Here is an 18,252-nt window from a genome sequence, read left to right as displayed (position 1 = left end):
GAACGAGAAATGGCTTTTGAAACAGTCATCGGACTTGAAGTCCATGTTGAGCTAAAAACAAATACAAAAATCTTTTGTGATTGTTCAAATGAATTTGGAGTAGCCCCTAACAGCAATACTTGTCCGATTTGCCAAGGGCATCCAGGCGTATTGCCAGTTGTCAACCGCCAAGCTGTTGAATTTGCAATGAAGGCAGCAATGGCATTAAACTGTGAAATTGCGCCAATCACAACGTTTGACCGCAAAAACTATTTTTATCCAGATAATCCGAAAGCATACCAAATTTCGCAATTTGATAAGCCAATTGGGAAACGTGGCTGGATTGATATTGAAGTGGACGGTAAAAAGAAACGTATCGGAATTACGCAAATTCATATGGAAGAAGATGCTGGGAAACTGACGCATACAGGTGACGGTCATTCATTAGTGGATTTAAACCGTCAAGGTACACCGCTGATTGAAATCGTTTCTGAACCAGATATGCGTTCACCTGAAGAAGCGTATGCTTACTTGGAAAAATTAAAGTCAATCATTCAATATACAGGTGTTTCTGACTGTAAAATGGAAGAAGGCTCCTTGCGCTGTGATGCCAATATTTCCTTGCGTCCTGTGGGCCAAGAGAAATTCGGTACAAAAACAGAATTAAAGAATTTAAACTCATTTGCATTCGTGCGTGCCGGCTTAGAATATGAAGAAAGACGCCAAGAGCAAGTGCTTATAGCTGGCGGTGTCATTCAGCAGGAAACGCGCCGTTATGATGATGCGAAAAAGAAAACAATTTTAATGCGTGTCAAGGAAGGCTCTGACGATTATCGTTATTTCCCAGAGCCGGACTTAGTTGATATTGTGATTGATGAAGCATGGATGAGCCGTGTTCGAGCGGAAATTCCTGAGTTGCCGGATGCACGCCGTGAGCGCTATATTGGTGAACTTGGTTTACCAGCTTATGATGCAGCGGTTTTAACAGTTTCAAAGGAGACTTCCGATTTTTTCGAAGCTTCCGTTGCGGTAGGTGCAGACGCTAAACAAGCATCAAACTGGATTATGGGTGAACTTTCAGCTTATCTTAACGCTAATAACGTTGAGTTAGCTGAAGTGAAGCTTACTCCTGAGGCATTGGGAAAAATGATTGAACTTATTCAAAAAGGTACAATTTCTTCTAAAATTGCTAAAGATGTTTTCAAAGAATTAGTTGAGAATGGCGGCGACCCAGAGAGAGTTGTCGAAGAAAAAGGTCTAGTACAAATTTCCGATGAAGGCGAACTTCGTGCGATTGTAGCGGAAGTTGTTAGCAGTAATCCGAAGGTAATCGAAGACTATAAGAGCGGTAACAAAAAAGCAGCTGGCTTCTTCGTCGGCCAAATTATGAAAGCAACAAAAGGAAAAGCAAATCCACAAATGGTGAACCAGTTAATCGTGGAAGAGCTTGATAAGCTTTAATAAATATAAGTACCAAAACCAATGCTTTATGTTGCATTGGTTTTGGTACTTTATTTGTGTGGCAATCAGTCAAATGTGGAAAAACGCTTTAGTTTCGTGGATATAACAGCGAGTTTCGTGGATAAAACAAAAATTTCGTGGATATAGCAATAAAATTCGTCGAATTTATGTGGACAATCCCCGAAATTCGCACCAATCCTTGTCTGAATTCCGGGGCAATGATAAAAAATGCTTTATTAATCGTTCATAAACAGTTTTTTTGCCCTAAAGATAAAAATAAGCGCTGCAACTCCAAACAATGCGATGATTAATTCAGTAGTCCAAATAGATTTCAGTACACCAGCTTGATACATCGCGGGTGCAACATCCATTAATGCGTGCAACCCAATCGCATATAAAAAGTATACAAATTTACTTTCTCGAACAGCTAATAACACAACAAGCGAAAGGGCAATATGAATCAAAATAGCTGGAACTCTCTCTAATCCACCAACTACATATATGCCAAAGCCTGTATTCAAGTATTGATTTTTAATTAAAGCAAGCTGGTCAGCAGGCATTGCAGCACCAATCGTCTGGTCAAACATTCCTGTGTTAATGAGATTTGCAAAAATAAGTGCAGTAACCCCGCCGATGACCCCAATCAATATTGCCTCAATGCCGCCGTGCCCTAACCCAAATGACAACCCATCATTATATGAACGATTTTTCTTAAGCAAAAATTTAAAGCCAACATATCGCCCAATCTCTTCAAAAACACCTGCCGCCAATGCTCCATAAGCAACGAATGCAACCGTACTATCAGTCCATTTTAGCGAAGGCCCAGCGGGATCAATTACAGCAATATGGAGAATCTTCTCTAATACTTGCGAAAAGACAATAAAAATTAGAACTCCAATCAAGAGTGATTTCCACGACAAAGACTTTTTCCGAATAAGAAAAATAAGAATGATAATTGGAAATAATAATGAAATTAGAAGCTGTGTAACCATACCAGCCATTTGTATTTGCGTTATCATATGAAAAGGCCTCCTTAAAAATATATTATTATCAAAAATGATAGTAATTACCCAGACAAAGGAATTTCATGGCAGAATCATGACGAAGTTCCTATTAAATTAAGACCTTTTTTCACTTATTTATTAATCCAACTTCATTCATAATGAGGAAGGTTACAATAAAGGTGGTTTGTCTATTACTTAAAGCTCCACCACCTTTTTATAAGATGGAGGAGTAAAAATGCGTTTATATATAAGCAAAATTATAACAAAAATGGCTTTAAACATAGTAGCTTTACTCAAGTGGTAGTTACATCTGCTAGTTTTTCCATTTTTATTATTTTTCATTATAATTTCAGGCCTGTCTGCAATTGTTATGCCCATTTTCGGAGTAGCAGCAAATGCTGTAGCAAACTTGCAAGTATTTACAACTTTAAATCCTCTAGTGGCCATCTTCCTTGTCATTCTCTTCGCGGTACTCACATGGATAAGCGTTCGCCTTCTTTTGAAATATTTTGAATTTGTTTTTGGGGGGGAGGTAAGAAATATTTGAGGTTTTTCTTTTATCGCAAAATAAATTGTTTTTTGCTTAATCGACTCCAGAAACAGTTACTAAATAGCATTAGAGTCATTGTTCACTAAAGTTATTAGTCGTGATGGTTTTACTGGGTATTGCCAAACAATTTCTGAAGTCAATCAAGCTATCCTTTAGTTTCCATGGATATTTCATTCAACATGCTAAAAATAGAAAGCAGTGTGTCGAGCTCCTCCGTATATTTAATACGAGCGACGCTATTGTTCATACATATAATGGTATAGATGTTTTCAATATGCAATTTTCGAAAGTACCCTTATTAATAGATTTTATCATGATTTCCTGCTCGCCTTTGAGTCTAGTGTCTTTCATTTTCAAAAGAGTTCTATGGATTTGAGGGTCTAGCTTCATTTTAAGTAGTTGATCTACTTTTTGAATATCAAGAGGAGCCATCTTTTTATGAACAGGAAGACTTTCGAAGTCGTTTTCAAGAAAACCATACAAGAATATTCTTAGATTAGAATACGGAGCAAATTTATCTGCGATATTTTTTGCAATTTCAAACCCATAAGGGTCTAGGTCTGGCCAAATAAAAATATTTCTGAGTTGGTATTTGCTAGCCCTTGCTATCATCATTTCCTCGCCAGATGACAGAAAACCATAGCTAAGTAATACACCCCAATCGTTTCGATTTAACAATTGTTCTTTTACTATATTATAAAATAGCTCTTGATTTTCGACGATTAATAAATGGGGTGCATTCCATGAGAGTAATGCAATGTCGTAAATCATTTCTCTTGGTATGGGAATATACTCTTTGAAGGCATTGCTATTTCCGATGTTTCCGCAAAATTCCCACAAAAAATTTGCAGAAACGAGTATTTCTTCAAAATTACTTCTTAATATAGAGGAAACAATAGTATCACCAAGAAGGTTTTTCAACTTTTTAATATCGTTTTTTGTTAGAACTTTTGTATCTGAAAAGATTTGTTGGGAAAATGTTTTTACACTTTCTGTTTTGCTTTTTTCAATTAAATCAATGAGGCCATATAGGCACTTAATTAATCTGAAGTAAGCGAGACCTGAATCAATTGAACTAACTATTTTTTGTCCGGCATCATTTTCTAATACAGCAATATTATCAGATTCATATAAATGTTTCTGTGTAGTAAGAATTTTATATATTTGGATACTTTCGGGTTTTGTTGGGACCATTTTAATTTTTGGAAATGGGTCTTTTGCCCAAAATGGCAATACAGGTTCAGCAACATTAATAAAGGTTTTAATTTCTCTTGTGTATTCCTCGTTATAATAAAGGTGTATTATATCATGGTGCTCAATCCGTGTATTATTTTTTCGATAGCGAATGATTAATATTCCTAGTTCATTTAGTGTAGTTATTGTATGGTAAATGGATTCATAATTAAATGTTTTCAATAAACTAGTTTTCCAGCTACTCCACCTTTTATTATTATTAGATTTAAGTAAGTCCACTAGTATTTTTTTTGCTATTTTTTCGTGCTTATCCTTGAAGAAATCGGATAAAGAATTGTTGAAGGACTTTAGACCAAATGTTTCCCAATCACCAGTAAATAATCTTTTTTCATAGTTACACTCATTACAACGTTTAACATTAAATTTTTCACGAATATAGGAACCATCTCTTTTTAGAAATGGCCCCCATATGATTGTATATGAATAGCTATGTTTATGGTTTGAAATATGCATTTTGCTTGATATATTCATCATTAATCACTCCGTAGGTAATAGAAGGTGCAACCTCTTCATTCGGTTCTTTCGGTTTTAGCTGTATTGACATGTTAACAAATGGATAGGCGACCTTTAAATTTTCGGAATATGGCATTGCTATAATGTATTGGGCATTTGTGTTTTTCAGGAAGGTTCCAACTAGTTCCATATTTTGTTGGTCAAGATGTGCAAATGGTTCATCTAGTATCATAAAACTTAGAATACCGTCTGCTTTTATTGTCGCTAACGTTAGTAATAACGAAGCTACTACCTTTTGTCCGCCACTTAGTTTGGAATTTGAGCGGTAACTCATAGGTTTCTTACCATGGAAGCCAATTTTGTAATCAGCTCGCCATCTTTCTTCACCGTAAGGGAAAAAATTAATACTTGCCTGAATGTTTCCTTCTTTAGCCATATTTTCAAGTGACAATTTTACATTTTTAAAAGCCTCTTGTACCATCAACATATATTCTTCTCGTGCTTCAGAATGTTTTATTTGAAGTTTTTCGAGCTGCACTTCGCTGTTAGTGATTTCGTTTAAGTTGTTTTGGAGCAAAACTGCACGAGCTCTGTATTCTTCTTCTAATATAAGAATATTTTCAATCTCAGGCTCAATTGGCTCTCCTAATGAAAATAATTGTTGTATTAAAGAATTAATTTTTTCTAATTCGATTTTGTAATATTCATATGGAAATAATGCTCTACAATAGTCTTCATCGTGCAACATTTCTTGTTGCTCCTTTGTTAACTGTTGTTGGTTTTGGTTTATAACCTTTATTTTGTTTTCCTTTTTGGTATTTAGTTCATCTTTTTTATCCGACATGTCTGCTAAATTATTTTTATTTTGTACCAACTGTTCTTTTAGTTTTGCTATTGCCGCAAATATTTCTTGTGAATCAATAATTAAGGTTTGTTGGTGTTCTTTTTTCTGTGAAGCCTTTTGATTCAATTCCAATAATTCCCGTTTATGTTTTTCCTTATTTGTTAATAGCTCTAGGAAGGTTGCTTGTTTTTCGGGAAGAAGTAAGCGATTTTCTTGATCATTAATTTGCATGTTTATTTCTTGCATGTTGTTTTCGAGAGTTTCTTCCTCTTTTTTTAAGCTCACAAAAGTAGTATCAAGTTTGGTAAGCTGGGCGTAAAGTTCATGTAGTTGTGCTTCATAAGCTTTTTTTCCACAGTATAAATTATTTGCTTTAATTGATTTACCGCCTCTATTAGTAACGAGATATGGATATGGTTTATTTAAGATGCTGCTGTGACCATCATTTGACCATTTCCAAGCTTCATCTATAGTTGCTGCCATTTTATATTTAGAATATTTATTTAAATAGCCAGAAATGCGATCGTCTAGTACCGTTATTTTTGATAAGATAGACTGCTTATCAATATGTAGTACAGACTGAAAATGAGGTGAAATCCAAAATGGATATTCAATTTGCTGGGCCATTTTCATTACTTTGACTATCTGTTTTGGATCAACTACAATGGTAAATCGTTCATTGCCTAATAATGCTTCTACAGTGCCTCTCCACTCGTGATCAGATATCTCTATATATTCTGCCAATAATAAAAATTGGATTTTTTGAGATTCTAATAATTTGGTGATTTTTTGAACGGCTGGTGGATAGATTACATTTTTATTCTTTTCAATTTGTGAGATGCTAGTTTTGATTATTTCAAGTTCATTTGCAACATTTGTTACTGCAGTAATTTGTTTTCTGTGTTGAATATTAATTTGGTCTCTCTTTTCTTTTAACAGGAAAAGATCTTTAACTTCAATTTTTTCGTATTTTGAAATAAATTCTTCCATTTCTCCAATGCTATTATTTATTTCATTAAGATTGATGTGAATAGGCGTAATTTCAGCTTGAAGCTGTTCAATTTCCATATTGATATTTTGTAATTGTATTAGGATATCTTTCTTGCTCTGTTCTATTTCATCGTATTGTTGCTGTTTTCGAAATATTTTTTGTTCCAAAGATGCTATGTTTTTCTCTAGTTGTTCTAGTTGATCATTGATTACATTCAGCTCTTCATTTAGCGTTTTAAGTAAGCTCAATGGTTGATTAAATGATAGTATATTTTTTGTTTCTTCATGCTGTTTGATTTCTTTTAATCGTGAAATTTTTTTCAAGAGGGTATTCATGGTCATTTCTTCTTGTTGTTTTTGAAGACATAGTCTATGAAACTGTTCTTTTTGTTCCTTTAAGTCAATTTTTATTTTATTAAATTGCTCGATTCTTTCTTGTTCACCGCAAATTTGTAGAATGTATTGAGCAAGTTCTTCTTCTGATGACTCAAGTATTTTTTCAGTTTTTCCTTGTGACAAGCTAAATGCATTGGAAAGAGACCGCGGCATACCAACCTCACTCATTTGGTGTAAGTATTGTCCTATGTCAAGCCAATTCAGCTTTTCGTTTAGATGTGTCTCCAAATCAAAAACACCGTCAAAGATTAAATATTCTCTGATGAATGGTTTTTCATTAACGAGATGACAAACGATTGTTACATCGTCCTCCCATTTACCGATTTCTTGAAAAGGACGACGCCCATGATTGACAGTATTAGAAAACTTGCCCACTATATAAATTTCATGAATACTATCACGCTCAAAAAATGTTTTTAGAGTGTGTCCATTATCAAATTTTCTAGCTCCAAAAAGGACACGAAACATGTTTAATAATGTCGTTTTTCCTGCGCCATTTTCTCCGTTTAACATCGTAATCATATCGTGTATTAATATTTCCTGACGTGGAAAATACGAAAAACCTTCTGTTTCAATGCTTTTCAATTTTAATGGCAAGTATTTTTTAGGCATTTTTATACTGCTCATTTGCTTCATCCTCCTTAAGCGCTAGGGCATAATTTTGGAAGCTTGTGTTTAATGCAGTTCGCTGTTTTTCTTGTTCAGTTACTAAAAAGTGAATCATATGAGTTTTGACCCGTTCATACATAATGTTTGAATCAATAGCTGTAAATAACCTTGGACCAGCTATATAAGCTTTCATTTTTGAAGAATATTCAAGAAATTGTTGCTTGCGGAGTATTGTTATAATCCTTTTAAGATTTTTCTTTGCACCGATATGTTGTTTGAAATTTTCATATAATTGATCTTCGGCAACCGTCAAAGGCTTCCTTAATTCTTTCCGAATCATAGGGTCAATACGTGGTAAAACTAAAAGACACCATAAAATTACAATAACTGCTTTATGGCTGACATTAAGTTGGTTACCGCTCAATTTTTGATCCATGATAGGCCTTGTTGAACGAATTTCTTTTTTCAATCTAGCATCATAGTAACCTGCCAGAGAATCATCAATAAATTCATAGCCTGTTTCACTAAGTGAATGAATCACTTTTTGTCTCAAAAGGTCGTCATAATCAAGTTGTGGTAAAATATGTTTCGGTACGGGTTGGATTGTTAATACAGCGCACACTTCTTCTGGTGTTATATCATAAAAATTATTCACTTGAATCTCTCCTCCTAATTGATGCAATAGAGACTGTTGTAAGTAGTCTATTCTCAACTGTTTTTGCTTTTTTTGTTGTTTGCAGTTGATATATTGATAATTTTTTTGAATCTAAAAAACATAAAGCTGCAAAATGCATAAATATATCAACTTTGTTATCGAATTGGAGTAAATACTGCTCTAATGAAATTTCCTCTTGACCTAGGAATATCTTCTGCAAAACTATGTTTGTTTTATCCAAATAAGATTGAGAAAACATTTTTGGCTCCTCATGAGAACCAAATACTCGCTTGCTAATTCTTCTTTTTGAATTTAATGGTTTTAGGTTGGATAAAAATTGGTCTAAGGAATCCATAAGCTCATCTTCATCAATCCATTGTGTTTGCGATGGCATATATATTATGTCATTTAAAAATATAGATAAATCTTTAAAAGAAGATTGATAAATAAAGCGGTCGATATCTTTTTTAGTGAAAATTCCATTGCCAATGGATATCGAATTAAGTAATGATTGGCGACGGTAATCAAGTAACTCATTAATTTTTAATTCAAGTGAGAGTAAGAATTCTATTGGTTTTTTGTCACTCTCTGTGATAGTCATATTATTTAGCCGTTTGAAATCATTAATTTGCTTAAATCTTTTTAAGAAATCATCAATATTTTCAAGGAATGTATCAAGCTTCTGTCTAGCTTCATAGATTTTTTCCTCGTTTTTTGAAATTAAAGCTCCTTTTATTTCTTCAATATTTCTCTGTACGGAATGAATGGCTTGGTCTCTCATGAATTCAAGTGATGTAAGACTTAAGTTCATTTTTTCAGCGGCATTCATCATTTCTTTCAAAGCTGATTGAAAGGCTTGATCATCCAATTGATCTCCTTGATATAAAAATGGCAGAAAACGTGTAATCAATAGCCCAGGTTTAGTAAATTGGTAGCTTACTGTTCCTTCTTCCCGCTTAAGCCAGCCGCCATCAATCATGCTTTGAACAATAGATTCAAGGTCTCGGGAAGGATACTGCGGAAGCATGGACTCAATATCTACCTTTGAAAATGTTGAACTAGTAGAACTTCGTGATAATTCCATAATTAAATGAATCTTGTGTTCAAACATGCTTTTAGAACTTGTCAAGTGACTTAATAGATGAAATAAATACGAAAAGCCTTTCGTATATTCGATTTCTGGGATTTTATTAATTTGTTGTACTTCCAATAGAAAATCACCTCCGTGAAAGCTGTTATTAGGGTTTACTAGAGTGAGGGGTTTTATACATGGAATTTTTAGAAAGGTAGAAACGCCTTTATAAAAAAGAGGTATAATTTAGAAGTAATGTGTTTTTAGTTTCAAGTGATTGAATCTGGAATTATTACAAAGCTAATTTTCATGAAACAAATACTTAATAAACACTTTAAATCCAATTAATTACCCAGTAAATAATTAATTTATAATAGTATGTATTTTATATATAGATTAAGGATATAACTAATCGTGTAGGAGGTGAATTAGATGAAACAAAATAATAATGGGGGAAATATTGCTTTAGATTTTTCCTTTAAGTTTGATTATCATCGAGGGAGTCCAAAACAAAACAAAAAAAGGCGCTAAGATAGTTTTTTATCTTAGCGCAGGAAGAACACTCCAGAAAGAAGAGGTTAAATCTCTTCTTTCTAAACTTAATTATTGCCATTTTGATTGTGTAATACTCATCTTGAGAATTGAAAAAGTAATTAATTCTTTTTGAATATCAATGTTTTTTGCCCCGTTTTAGGGGATTAAGAAAAGGAGGAGTTAGATGGAATCTTTATTTAAACAAATAACTGGTCATTATCCTTATCCATTCCAGCTACGAGCTATTAATGAAATCTTAGATAATGAAAAACAATTAATTACAGCCCCGACAGGCTCTGGAAAGACATGGATGAGCGTTGTTCCATTTGTTTATGCAAAAGAAAATAATATACAGTTTGCGGATCGTATGTTTTATGTATTGCCGCAACGAACTTTAGTAACAGCCATAGCAAATACAATAAAACCTATATTGGAAAAAAGAGATTTGAAAGTAACTGTTCAAATGGGTGGACAAAATGAGGACCCATACTTTGAGGGAGACGTCATTGTTACAACCATTGATCAAATATTAGCAGCCTATCTTGGCCTTTCTTATGGAACATCTAGAAATGCCAGTAACATCGCACCTGGTGCTTTTTTAGGATCTTATATTGTTTTAGATGAGTTCCATTTACTTGATGTAGATAAATCGTTAGCAACCTATATAGATATGATAGCATTTCTATCTCCTTTTGTTCGAACTTGTATGATGACTGCAACAGCAACAGAAAAATATCTAAGTGCTATCTCTAGTAAAATTAAAGGTAAGTATCAAGTTGTACCAGGCCAGGAAATCGTTCATTTACAAACATCTATGAATGCAGTAAGGAAAAGGGAAGTTAATTGGGATGAACGGCTAATAAATGCTGAGGTAATTTTACAGCAACATAAAGATCGAACATTAGTTGTTGTGAACACTGTTAAGAAAGTTCAAGAGTTATACAATGAATTGGTAGTAAAGTTAAAAGAAGGGAAATGCAACGTAGAAATAATTTGCCTACATGCTCGATTTCTTAAAGAAGATAGGGAGACTTTAGAGCTCGAAATAAAGGATGCTCTAAAACGTAGCTCAAACAAAGAAATAATTGTAATAGCAAATCAAGTTGTAGAGGTCGGATTGGATATCTCAGCCTCCGTTTTAATTTCTGAACTATGTCCTGCAAATGCACTTATTCAAAGAATAGGCAGATGTGAAAGATATGGAGAATTCATCGGTAAGGTATTTGTTCATAAAATAGAAAATCCTTTGCCATATAATCAAGATTTAGTAAATAAAACTAGTGTTTATTTAAAAGAAAGTACTCCGTTATTAATGACGGCTGTTGAGGAAGCAAAAATGGTAGAAACTATTCACTCAAATCGTGAAGAGGAGTTATTAAACAGCTTATCTTTTAGTAAAGTTCGAGAGATGGTTACAACGACACAAAATGAAGGTCATCGTTCATCCATTAAAGATTTAATTAGGGATGTAGATAACATTCAAGTTATTATTCATCCAGAGCCATGGAAGCTTGATCTGTATAAAAAACCAGAGTACTTTTCAATTCCCTATAGTACTTTGCTAAATTATTTAAGAAAAGTTGAAGACATGAGTAAGTCCATTTTTTATCTAGAATTTCCTGGTGATTCTGAAAGAAAGTATTCTAAAGAAGTACAATGGAAACCATTAGAAGATATAAAAAATATACATAATCATTTACTTGTTGCAATATCATCTAGATTAGCCAGCTATAGTAAAAAAATAGGCTTCTCTTTAGATGAAGGAGATTTTATTTCAAAGGAAACTATTACAGAAATTGAGAAAAAAGAAAGATTCTCATATAAAAAGGAAACGTATGTGGAACATGCTTTAGATGTTAGGAAAAAAATACGTAGTTTTGATGAAAAATATAATGTTATAAATAGCCAATTTGAAAAAATATTAAATAGCAGTTCAACATCACTAAATATACTAGCTGAATTAGTTGGAGCTTTGCATGATGCTGGAAAACTAATTCATAAAAATGTCATAGCTTATCAAAAATGGCAGCAGGAAATTATTGGTGATAAAACGAAAGAGTATTTAGTACATACTGATTTTGACTCATCAAACCCTTATCACTTACTAAAAGAGAAAGAATATAAAAGAGTTCCACATGCGGCTGAAGGGGCATATGCAGTTCTTCCAATTTTAGAATTGCAGATAAAAAAATTACAAGTAGATAAAGAAATTGCCCCACAAATAATCCTATCAATGTATACAGCCATAAAAAGACATCATGGAGCTTACACTAAAAAGATGGAAGAGTATTGTATGGTAGATGATGCACCAAAAGTAATTGAAAAAAGTTTAAAAGGGCTTATTGATGATGAAGTGCATTTGATTACGGAGGAGGGGCCAGCTAGAGCAACTAGATGTGAAAAGTTTGCAGTAACTCCTTCAGAGAATCTGAAATTAGGTTGGCAATTGTACTGGTATTTTAGTAGAAGGCTAAGACTGGCTGATCAATTATCCCAACAAGAAAAAATCTAGGAGGTGATTCAATGGGTGAAACGGTATTTTATATTCAAAAAAAATTCGGAAGTTATGGTGATGCGTTGGCGGCTGTAGGACTAGCAAAGCTGTTATCCATACTCTTTTATAGAAATGATATTCAAATTAAAGAGCAGTCTGGTTACTTTAAATGTTTTTTGCCTGAGGAAATTGACTACGAGCAAATGGATATTGGAGAATTAAAGCTAAATCCTGGGTTTGAATATATTCAATTTGCAGAAAATGAAGAAGGAGCACCAGTTCAAAATTTTAAATATTATAGAGAACAAGAATTATATAAGGCTGAAAGGGAGAGAAAAAAATCTAAAGTTAACTTAAGTGATGATGCTGAAGAAGCACCTCTACCACCAGCTCCTATTTACTTGTTAATGCAAAGTTTAAGGGTTTTGCAGGCACTTGGCACAAGCAATAAATTATATAAAGAGATTCAATCTGTCTCACAAAGTGATTTGAAACAAACGATAATTGAAAGATTAAATGTTTATTCCTCTCTTGAACAACAAGCTATTGATAAAGAGGTATTTAAACCATCTGTATCAGCTGTTCAAGCATATAACCCGATTATTGGTAAAGGCGTTAACAAAGCAAAAGCACAGTCAATTTCTGTTAGTTCGATACCTTCTAAATTAGTTGATTGGTTTGAGGAATGGCTTCGATTTATTGGTTCAAATTTAGTATTGAATGCGTATCCAATGAAGGATGACCTGAAATTTTTAACGTTAGTTCCTAATAATGTGACAGTTGATGGTTTAAAAAGTATGCATGAATCTTTTTTAAAACAAAGAGATTATACATCAGCTAGAAATGATATTTTAGTCATTTTTAATATGGTTGAGTTTTTAGTAAAAAATTCAGCGATGTTCATTGATGCAACAACTAGCAATGATTTTTTATTTTCCATGATGGATATGACACCTAAAACGATTATTTCGGGTATATCAGGCGCTTATTTTAAAAGTTTAGGTTCTGGAAGGGTACTAATCAACAATTCATTTATTAGTTTCCCAGATTGGTTTCCTATTAACAATGAAAAAGATGCTGATTTATGGTTGAATGTAACTCAAGATCATAAAAATGTTTTGGAAAGGCTGGATGAAACTAAAAATGAAGAGATGCAATTATTAAATACTTACAGAGACTTTTTATCAAGCTCGGAATGGAAAAAATTTTTCGAATATTTGGCATCCTATGCAGGGCTCTATTTAAACCAGAAAGAACGAAAGAAGTATTTTGCCCAACACAATTTTGAAATTTTGAAGGGAGTGTGTCAAAGAGTGGGTCAAATGTATAAAGAAATCATTACTAATAAGGGCTTTCAAGAAATTGCGAAAGCAATGCGAGAAGCAACAGTAAATGAACAATATCGAAAATCACAGGGGAAACAACAGTATGAAATTCACTATGGATTATTTCAAGAAATAAAAAGAAAAGCTAAATTTGAAGATCAAGTTATCAGTGTAATCAATGATTTTATTTCAGAATATAACCGTGAAACGGCACGGAAAATGGAACAAAAAGGAGCAAACTACAAGGGAAGGTTGTTAGTTTCATTAGATTCATTTAATGATTTTGTTAGCTTATTTGGCCAATTCCCAAAAAGGCATGAAACAATTGCCCTTATGTTAGTTGCGGCTGCATCCTGTTATGATGGAAAATCTAAAAAAAGTGAGGGAGGAAATGAGGAATGATAAATAATTTAACGATTTCAGGTTTGTTAACACTTGATATGCATGCTTTAAATAATGAGGGTGGCGAAGGTAATCAATTACAAACGAGAATGGTTCATATTGTAGATGGAGAAGGCGAACTTCAAGTTGTAAATGCAATTAGTGGTGATATGTTAAAACACATTCAAGCAGAACATTTAGCAAATGTGTCAATCGATAAAGAATTATCTTTATGTGATGGTTGTAAAAAGCTTGATGCTAATCGAATCAATAGAGACGATGCTTTTTTTGAAAGACTTGATGGAGAAAAAAATAGCACAAAAATTATTGATCAATTATTACCGTATTGTACAGTAGATGATTTAGAAGGAATTATGATTACAAGGGACAATAGGTCTGTATCAAGAAAATCTGTCGTAGAGTTTGGGTGGTTAGTAGGCTCGCCGGAGTCTACTCGAACAGAATCATATTTCCATGTGAAATTTGATAATAATCGTGCGGCTGGTTCGGGCGATGAATCTGGAGCTAATTTAGGGCAAAATATTTTTTATCGGCCAGCAAGTTCAGGGAAATATGCTGTTGTTGTAAATTTAGAATTAAGCAGAATAGGTTTTAATGATATTACTAGGGAATATGTATTAACTGAAGAAGAAAGGATAAACAGAGCTAAAGCTTTACTTGAAAGTGTTATGTTTACGTTTATTAAACCATTAGGTGCACATCGAAATACTCAAAATCCGCATATTCTAGGTTTTGAAGGTGTTCTTAGTTATTCAAATTCCACAGTACCCGCACCATCAATTAGTGCACTTAATCGTAACTATCGGGATGAAATCTCAGGCATTGTTGGGCAGCTAAATCGTATTTATGAGGGTAAGATCGAGGCTAAGAAATTTGATAGTCAGGTTGAATTTACTCAATTTATAACTGATCTCATTCAAGAATTGGGTTAGAAGGTGATGGAATGAAATGGCTAATAGCCGAATACACTTTTACATCTCCATTTTCCTTGAAAAGTTCATTAGCAACAAGTTCGGGTGGAAAAACAAATTTATTGCCGACGATGTTTGCATTTAAGATGGCTTTAATTAATGTCGCTTATCATATTGGTCTAGATGGGGAAGTAGAGTTTAAATGGATTAAAGAACTTGATATTCGTTTTAAGCCGCCCAAAAAAGCAACTGTTCAAAATGCATTTGTAAAGATTCTTAAAGAGTCAAGAAAAGAAGTTTTAACGGAGGATCCTAGTCAAGTATTTACCTCATCCGTTGCACTGCGAGAGTATGTTTTATTCAACGGCTCGCTATATGTAGCCATTAACATTGAGAAATTGGAGAATGATAATGTTCAAAAATTAAAACAATTACTTATACATATTAATCAGCTTGGCAAGCGAGGTTGTTTTGTTCAATTTTTGGATGTTAAAGATTCAATGTTATTAGATGACACATTTACATTTTTTCTCGAAGATAAAAAAATAAATATGCCAAAATCTTTAATGATTCAACACTTAGATGATATGGGTAAAAAGGCTAAATTTGAGTCTATTAATAGTTATAGTTCAAAATCTGTGACATTGGGAAAGGATAGAATATTTAGACAGGTTGGAGTTCCGTATAAATTAATAAAATCAAGCAGAGGTTTTTCTCATTATGAGAGAATCGATTAGAGGTATTTTTTAATGAAAACTGATTATGATATTATTCATTATCTATCAAAATTAAAACTAGTTAAATTCACAGCCATTTATGAAGCTGGCCCAGACGGCCTTGACCTACCACCTTTCAAGGGGGCAACTTTCCGCGGTAGTTTTGGCCATATTTTCCGTGAAATTGCTTGTATGTGCTCGCATAATGAAAATGGTTTTGCTTCGAAGCATTTCGATTATTGTGCCTATGCTTATATTTTTGAAACAACTTCCCCAGATGGTGCTGAAGTGTTAGTCAATAATGAAAGTATTCCGAGACCGTTTTTGCTCGACCCGCCGAATGATATGAGAACATACTATGCCCCAGGTGAGCGGTTTACTTTAGGTTTTACTTTGTTCGGAAAAGGAATAGAATATTTGCCTTATTTTATATATGTGTTAAATGCCATGGGTAATCAAGGGTTTGGCAAGGGGCAAAAACAAGCTAGTCTAAGGCAGGTTTTTACTGTTGATAAGCATGGAGATTTGATTAATTCAATCTATCAAGCCGAGGATCGATTGATTAGAAATGATTTCCCCCCCATTACTGGGGAGGATATTTTAGCCTCAAATATTAATTTAGATTCACTAGCTCAAACTTGTCATATTCATTTCATCTCCCCTGCTCGTTTAAAATATGGTGGTGAATTTGTATCTGCCCCTGAATTTCATATGGTATTACGGTCTGCTATTCGTCGGATAACAGCCTTATTGTATTTTCATCACGATGAGCCAAAGCTAGGCTTTGATTTTCAGGAGCTTTTTCAACGTGCTGAAAATGAAATTACTTGTATAGAGTCTAATGTAGAATGGACTAGTTGGGAGCGGTACTCCAATCGGCAAAAGCAGCGTTTGAAAATGGGAGGAATTGTTGGACATGCTGTTTATAAAGGAGACTTTACCCCATATGTACCTTGGTTACAATTAGCGGAGTGGAGTAACATTGGGAAAAATCCAGTTTTTGGTTTGGGGCGGGTTAAAATAATTTTTAGCAAGTAGATAAGTATACTATAAAATTTTCCTTGGACAAGTATCGTCAAGGTATTCGTATTATCTTGATGGTACTTTTTATTCATTATTATAACTCCAAACAACACGATACTTTTCACCCCTCATATTCAACCTCTTCAATAAACTTCAAAAATTCTTCTTCAGTTTCGATATATTGCTCTTCATCTTCAACAGCTGAATTACTTAATTGTTCAAGAATTTCTTCATTTTGAAAAATAGCTTTTGTTAACCTATCCTTTCTTTTTTGGATAAAGCTTTTGTCAACATGAGTAATTTGATAATAATCTCCTTCAATTTCAAAAATCATAATACCGTCATTAATGAAACCTTTTAAAACCTCAGCTTCTTTTCCATCTAACTTTTTCAATGTTATCCCTCCTTTGTGTTTTAGTATAACATGAATTGTTAGCCGATTTTACTATTTATACATTGCTTAAGATTTTTTCGAAAAAAGCATTTTGAATGTCTAATTACCCCTAATAATGGAAATAAATAGACTAATAGAAATAAAACAGAAAGTGGGGTTAGGACAAATGTTAAAAGAACTAATTGTTGACGATTATGGTGTTAATTTATCAAAAAAGAGTGAGCGTCTAATTTTGAAGAAAGAGGGAAAGGTTATTCAAGAAATTGCTATTAAGGAGTTAGAGGACCTCATCATTACCAGTAAATGCGGTGTTGTGTCAATCGCATTGTTAGAAGAACTTATTTCAAACGGAACACAAATACATTTTGTAGATTATAAAGAAGAGCCCTTTATTAGTGCTTATACGCCAGCTTTGCATGGATCAGTTCAAGCACGAAGGGAGCAATTGTTAAGTTATTACGATGAACGAGGTGTTATTTTTGTAAAAGAGTGCATTTCAGCCAAAATTCAAAATCAAATTAATGTAATAAAGTATTTTTTGAAAAGTCGGAAAGAACTAGATATGGCTGAGATATTAAAGGAAGAAATAGAAGGAATGAAAAAAAGCATTGAGGCAATAGAACGGCTGTATGCATTAAATATTGATGATATTCGTCTTTCTATTAGCGCATATGAAGGACAAGCGGCTAAAAGATATTGGAAATGTGTACGATTGATTTTAGCTGAAAAAGTAGATTTTCCTTCAAGAAAACCGCGTTCAAAAGATACCGTAAATATGATGTTAGATTATGGATATGCCATATTAAGATCAAGAGTAACTTCTTCGATTATTCGGGCTGGTTTGGAACCTTATGGTGGTTTTCTTCATGTTGACCGTTCAGGAAGACCATCACTAGTACTAGATGTGATGGAGATTTATAGACCCGCAGTTGTAGACAGGGCTGTTATTTCAATTTTAACTCGTGGGTATCAGGCTAAGACTGAGGAAAAAGAAGATGGTCAAATATTTTTGAATAGACCTACTTTAGCAACAATAAGAGAATACATAGATAAAAGACTAAATAGCCGCGAGGAATTTCAAGGGAAAAATTATATGGTAAAAACAATTATGCAAAAGCAAACACGAATGCTTTCGTCCTTTTTTAAAAGAGAAAGTGGTTTTAAAGGGCATACCTCAAGGTGGTAG

General features: G+C 33.5%; 14 protein-coding genes. 7 read left to right on the top strand and 7 right to left on the bottom strand.

Annotated elements, in window-relative coordinates:
* The first annotated feature begins 9 nt into the window (after nucleotides 1-9).
* A complete protein-coding gene (gene gatB, locus GX497_10990) occupies nucleotides 10-1,440 on the top strand; it encodes an Asp-tRNA(Asn)/Glu-tRNA(Gln) amidotransferase subunit GatB (GenBank protein HHY73722.1) in 1,431 nt (476 codons plus the stop codon).
* A gap of 236 nt (nucleotides 1,441-1,676) precedes the next feature.
* Here gatB and GX497_10985 read toward each other — a convergent pair whose 3' ends face one another.
* The 6 genes from GX497_10985 to GX497_10960 form a co-directional block, all read right to left on the bottom strand.
* A complete protein-coding gene (locus GX497_10985) occupies nucleotides 1,677-2,459 on the bottom strand; it encodes a YhfC family intramembrane metalloprotease (protein ID HHY73721.1) in 783 nt (260 codons plus the stop codon).
* A 180-nt stretch (nucleotides 2,460-2,639) separates the two neighbouring features.
* On the bottom strand, nucleotides 2,640-2,891 hold the full coding sequence (locus GX497_10980) for a hypothetical protein (GenBank protein HHY73720.1): 252 nt from the start codon (nucleotides 2,889-2,891) through the stop codon (nucleotides 2,640-2,642).
* A 346-nt stretch (nucleotides 2,892-3,237) separates the two neighbouring features.
* Nucleotides 3,238-4,722, bottom strand: coding sequence for a hypothetical protein (locus GX497_10975; GenBank protein HHY73719.1), 1,485 nt, complete (start codon nucleotides 4,720-4,722; stop codon nucleotides 3,238-3,240).
* Entirely contained in the window at nucleotides 4,682-7,558 is a 2,877-nt protein-coding gene (locus GX497_10970) for an AAA family ATPase (GenBank protein ID HHY73718.1), read from the bottom strand. Before GX497_10970 ends, GX497_10975 begins: the two co-directional genes overlap by 41 nt.
* Entirely contained in the window at nucleotides 7,536-8,195 is a 660-nt protein-coding gene (locus tag GX497_10965) for a hypothetical protein (GenBank protein ID HHY73717.1), read from the bottom strand. Before GX497_10965 ends, GX497_10970 begins: the two co-directional genes overlap by 23 nt.
* Nucleotides 8,188-9,405, bottom strand: coding sequence for a hypothetical protein (locus GX497_10960; GenBank protein ID HHY73716.1), 1,218 nt, complete (start codon nucleotides 9,403-9,405; stop codon nucleotides 8,188-8,190). The genes GX497_10965 and GX497_10960 overlap by 8 nt, the downstream gene beginning before the upstream one ends.
* Before the next feature lie 580 nt (nucleotides 9,406-9,985).
* Between GX497_10960 and cas3 the strand changes: the two genes are divergently transcribed.
* The 5 genes from cas3 to GX497_10935 are packed head-to-tail and all read left to right on the top strand — an operon-like array spanning nucleotide 9,986 to nucleotide 16,687.
* Nucleotides 9,986-12,313 carry a CRISPR-associated helicase Cas3' gene (gene cas3, locus GX497_10955; protein HHY73715.1) on the top strand — a complete coding sequence of 776 codons (2,328 nt, stop codon included), beginning with the start codon at nucleotides 9,986-9,988 and terminating at the stop codon, nucleotides 12,311-12,313.
* A gap of 11 nt (nucleotides 12,314-12,324) precedes the next feature.
* Complete coding sequence (locus tag GX497_10950; protein ID HHY73714.1) at nucleotides 12,325-14,022, top strand: hypothetical protein; 1,698 nt, start codon at nucleotides 12,325-12,327, stop codon at nucleotides 14,020-14,022.
* Nucleotides 14,019-14,954, top strand: coding sequence for a DevR family CRISPR-associated autoregulator (locus tag GX497_10945; protein HHY73713.1), 936 nt, complete (start codon nucleotides 14,019-14,021; stop codon nucleotides 14,952-14,954). Before GX497_10950 ends, GX497_10945 begins: the two co-directional genes overlap by 4 nt.
* Nucleotides 14,955-14,965: 11 nt before the next feature.
* Nucleotides 14,966-15,670, top strand: coding sequence for a type I-A CRISPR-associated protein Cas5 (locus tag GX497_10940; protein ID HHY73712.1), 705 nt, complete (start codon nucleotides 14,966-14,968; stop codon nucleotides 15,668-15,670).
* A gap of 12 nt (nucleotides 15,671-15,682) precedes the next feature.
* Nucleotides 15,683-16,687, top strand: a complete 1,005-nt coding sequence (locus GX497_10935; GenBank protein ID HHY73711.1) for a CRISPR system precrRNA processing endoribonuclease RAMP protein Cas6 — start codon at nucleotides 15,683-15,685, stop codon at nucleotides 16,685-16,687.
* 106 nt (nucleotides 16,688-16,793) lie between these two features.
* Here GX497_10935 and GX497_10930 read toward each other — a convergent pair whose 3' ends face one another.
* Nucleotides 16,794-17,066 carry a hypothetical protein gene (locus tag GX497_10930; protein HHY73710.1) on the bottom strand — a complete coding sequence of 91 codons (273 nt, stop codon included), beginning with the start codon at nucleotides 17,064-17,066 and terminating at the stop codon, nucleotides 16,794-16,796.
* Between the two features lie 166 nt (nucleotides 17,067-17,232).
* Here GX497_10930 and cas1 point away from each other — a divergent pair, with 166 nt between their 5' ends.
* Nucleotides 17,233-18,252, top strand: a complete 1,020-nt coding sequence (gene cas1 / locus GX497_10925) for a CRISPR-associated endonuclease Cas1 (GenBank protein ID HHY73709.1) — start codon at nucleotides 17,233-17,235, stop codon at nucleotides 18,250-18,252.

The organism is Bacillus sp. (in: firmicutes), from assembly GCA_012842745.1.
Classification (GTDB): Bacteria; Bacillota; Bacilli; order Bacillales; family Bacillaceae_J; genus Schinkia.
This window is presented reverse-complemented; position numbering and strand designations above follow the sequence as displayed.

Bases quoted from the DNA above. Each gene is read 5' to 3' on its own strand.
- gatB (HHY73722.1), top strand. From the start codon at position 10: ATGGCTTTTGAAACAGTCATCGGACTTGAAGTCCATGTTGAGCTAAAA.
- GX497_10985 (HHY73721.1), bottom strand. From the start codon at position 2,459: ATGATAACGCAAATACAAATGGCTGGTATGGTTACACAGCTTCTAATT.
- GX497_10980 (HHY73720.1), bottom strand. From the start codon at position 2,891: ATGGCCACTAGAGGATTTAAAGTTGTAAATACTTGCAAGTTTGCTACA.
- GX497_10975 (HHY73719.1), bottom strand. From the start codon at position 4,722: ATGATGAATATATCAAGCAAAATGCATATTTCAAACCATAAACATAGC.
- GX497_10970 (HHY73718.1), bottom strand. From the start codon at position 7,558: ATGAGCAGTATAAAAATGCCTAAAAAATACTTGCCATTAAAATTGAAA.
- cas3 (HHY73715.1), top strand. From the start codon at position 9,986: ATGGAATCTTTATTTAAACAAATAACTGGTCATTATCCTTATCCATTC.
- GX497_10950 (HHY73714.1), top strand. From the start codon at position 12,325: ATGGGTGAAACGGTATTTTATATTCAAAAAAAATTCGGAAGTTATGGT.
- GX497_10945 (HHY73713.1), top strand. From the start codon at position 14,019: ATGATAAATAATTTAACGATTTCAGGTTTGTTAACACTTGATATGCAT.
- GX497_10940 (HHY73712.1), top strand. From the start codon at position 14,966: ATGAAATGGCTAATAGCCGAATACACTTTTACATCTCCATTTTCCTTG.
- GX497_10935 (HHY73711.1), top strand. From the start codon at position 15,683: ATGAAAACTGATTATGATATTATTCATTATCTATCAAAATTAAAACTA.
- cas1 (HHY73709.1), top strand. From the start codon at position 17,233: ATGTTAAAAGAACTAATTGTTGACGATTATGGTGTTAATTTATCAAAA.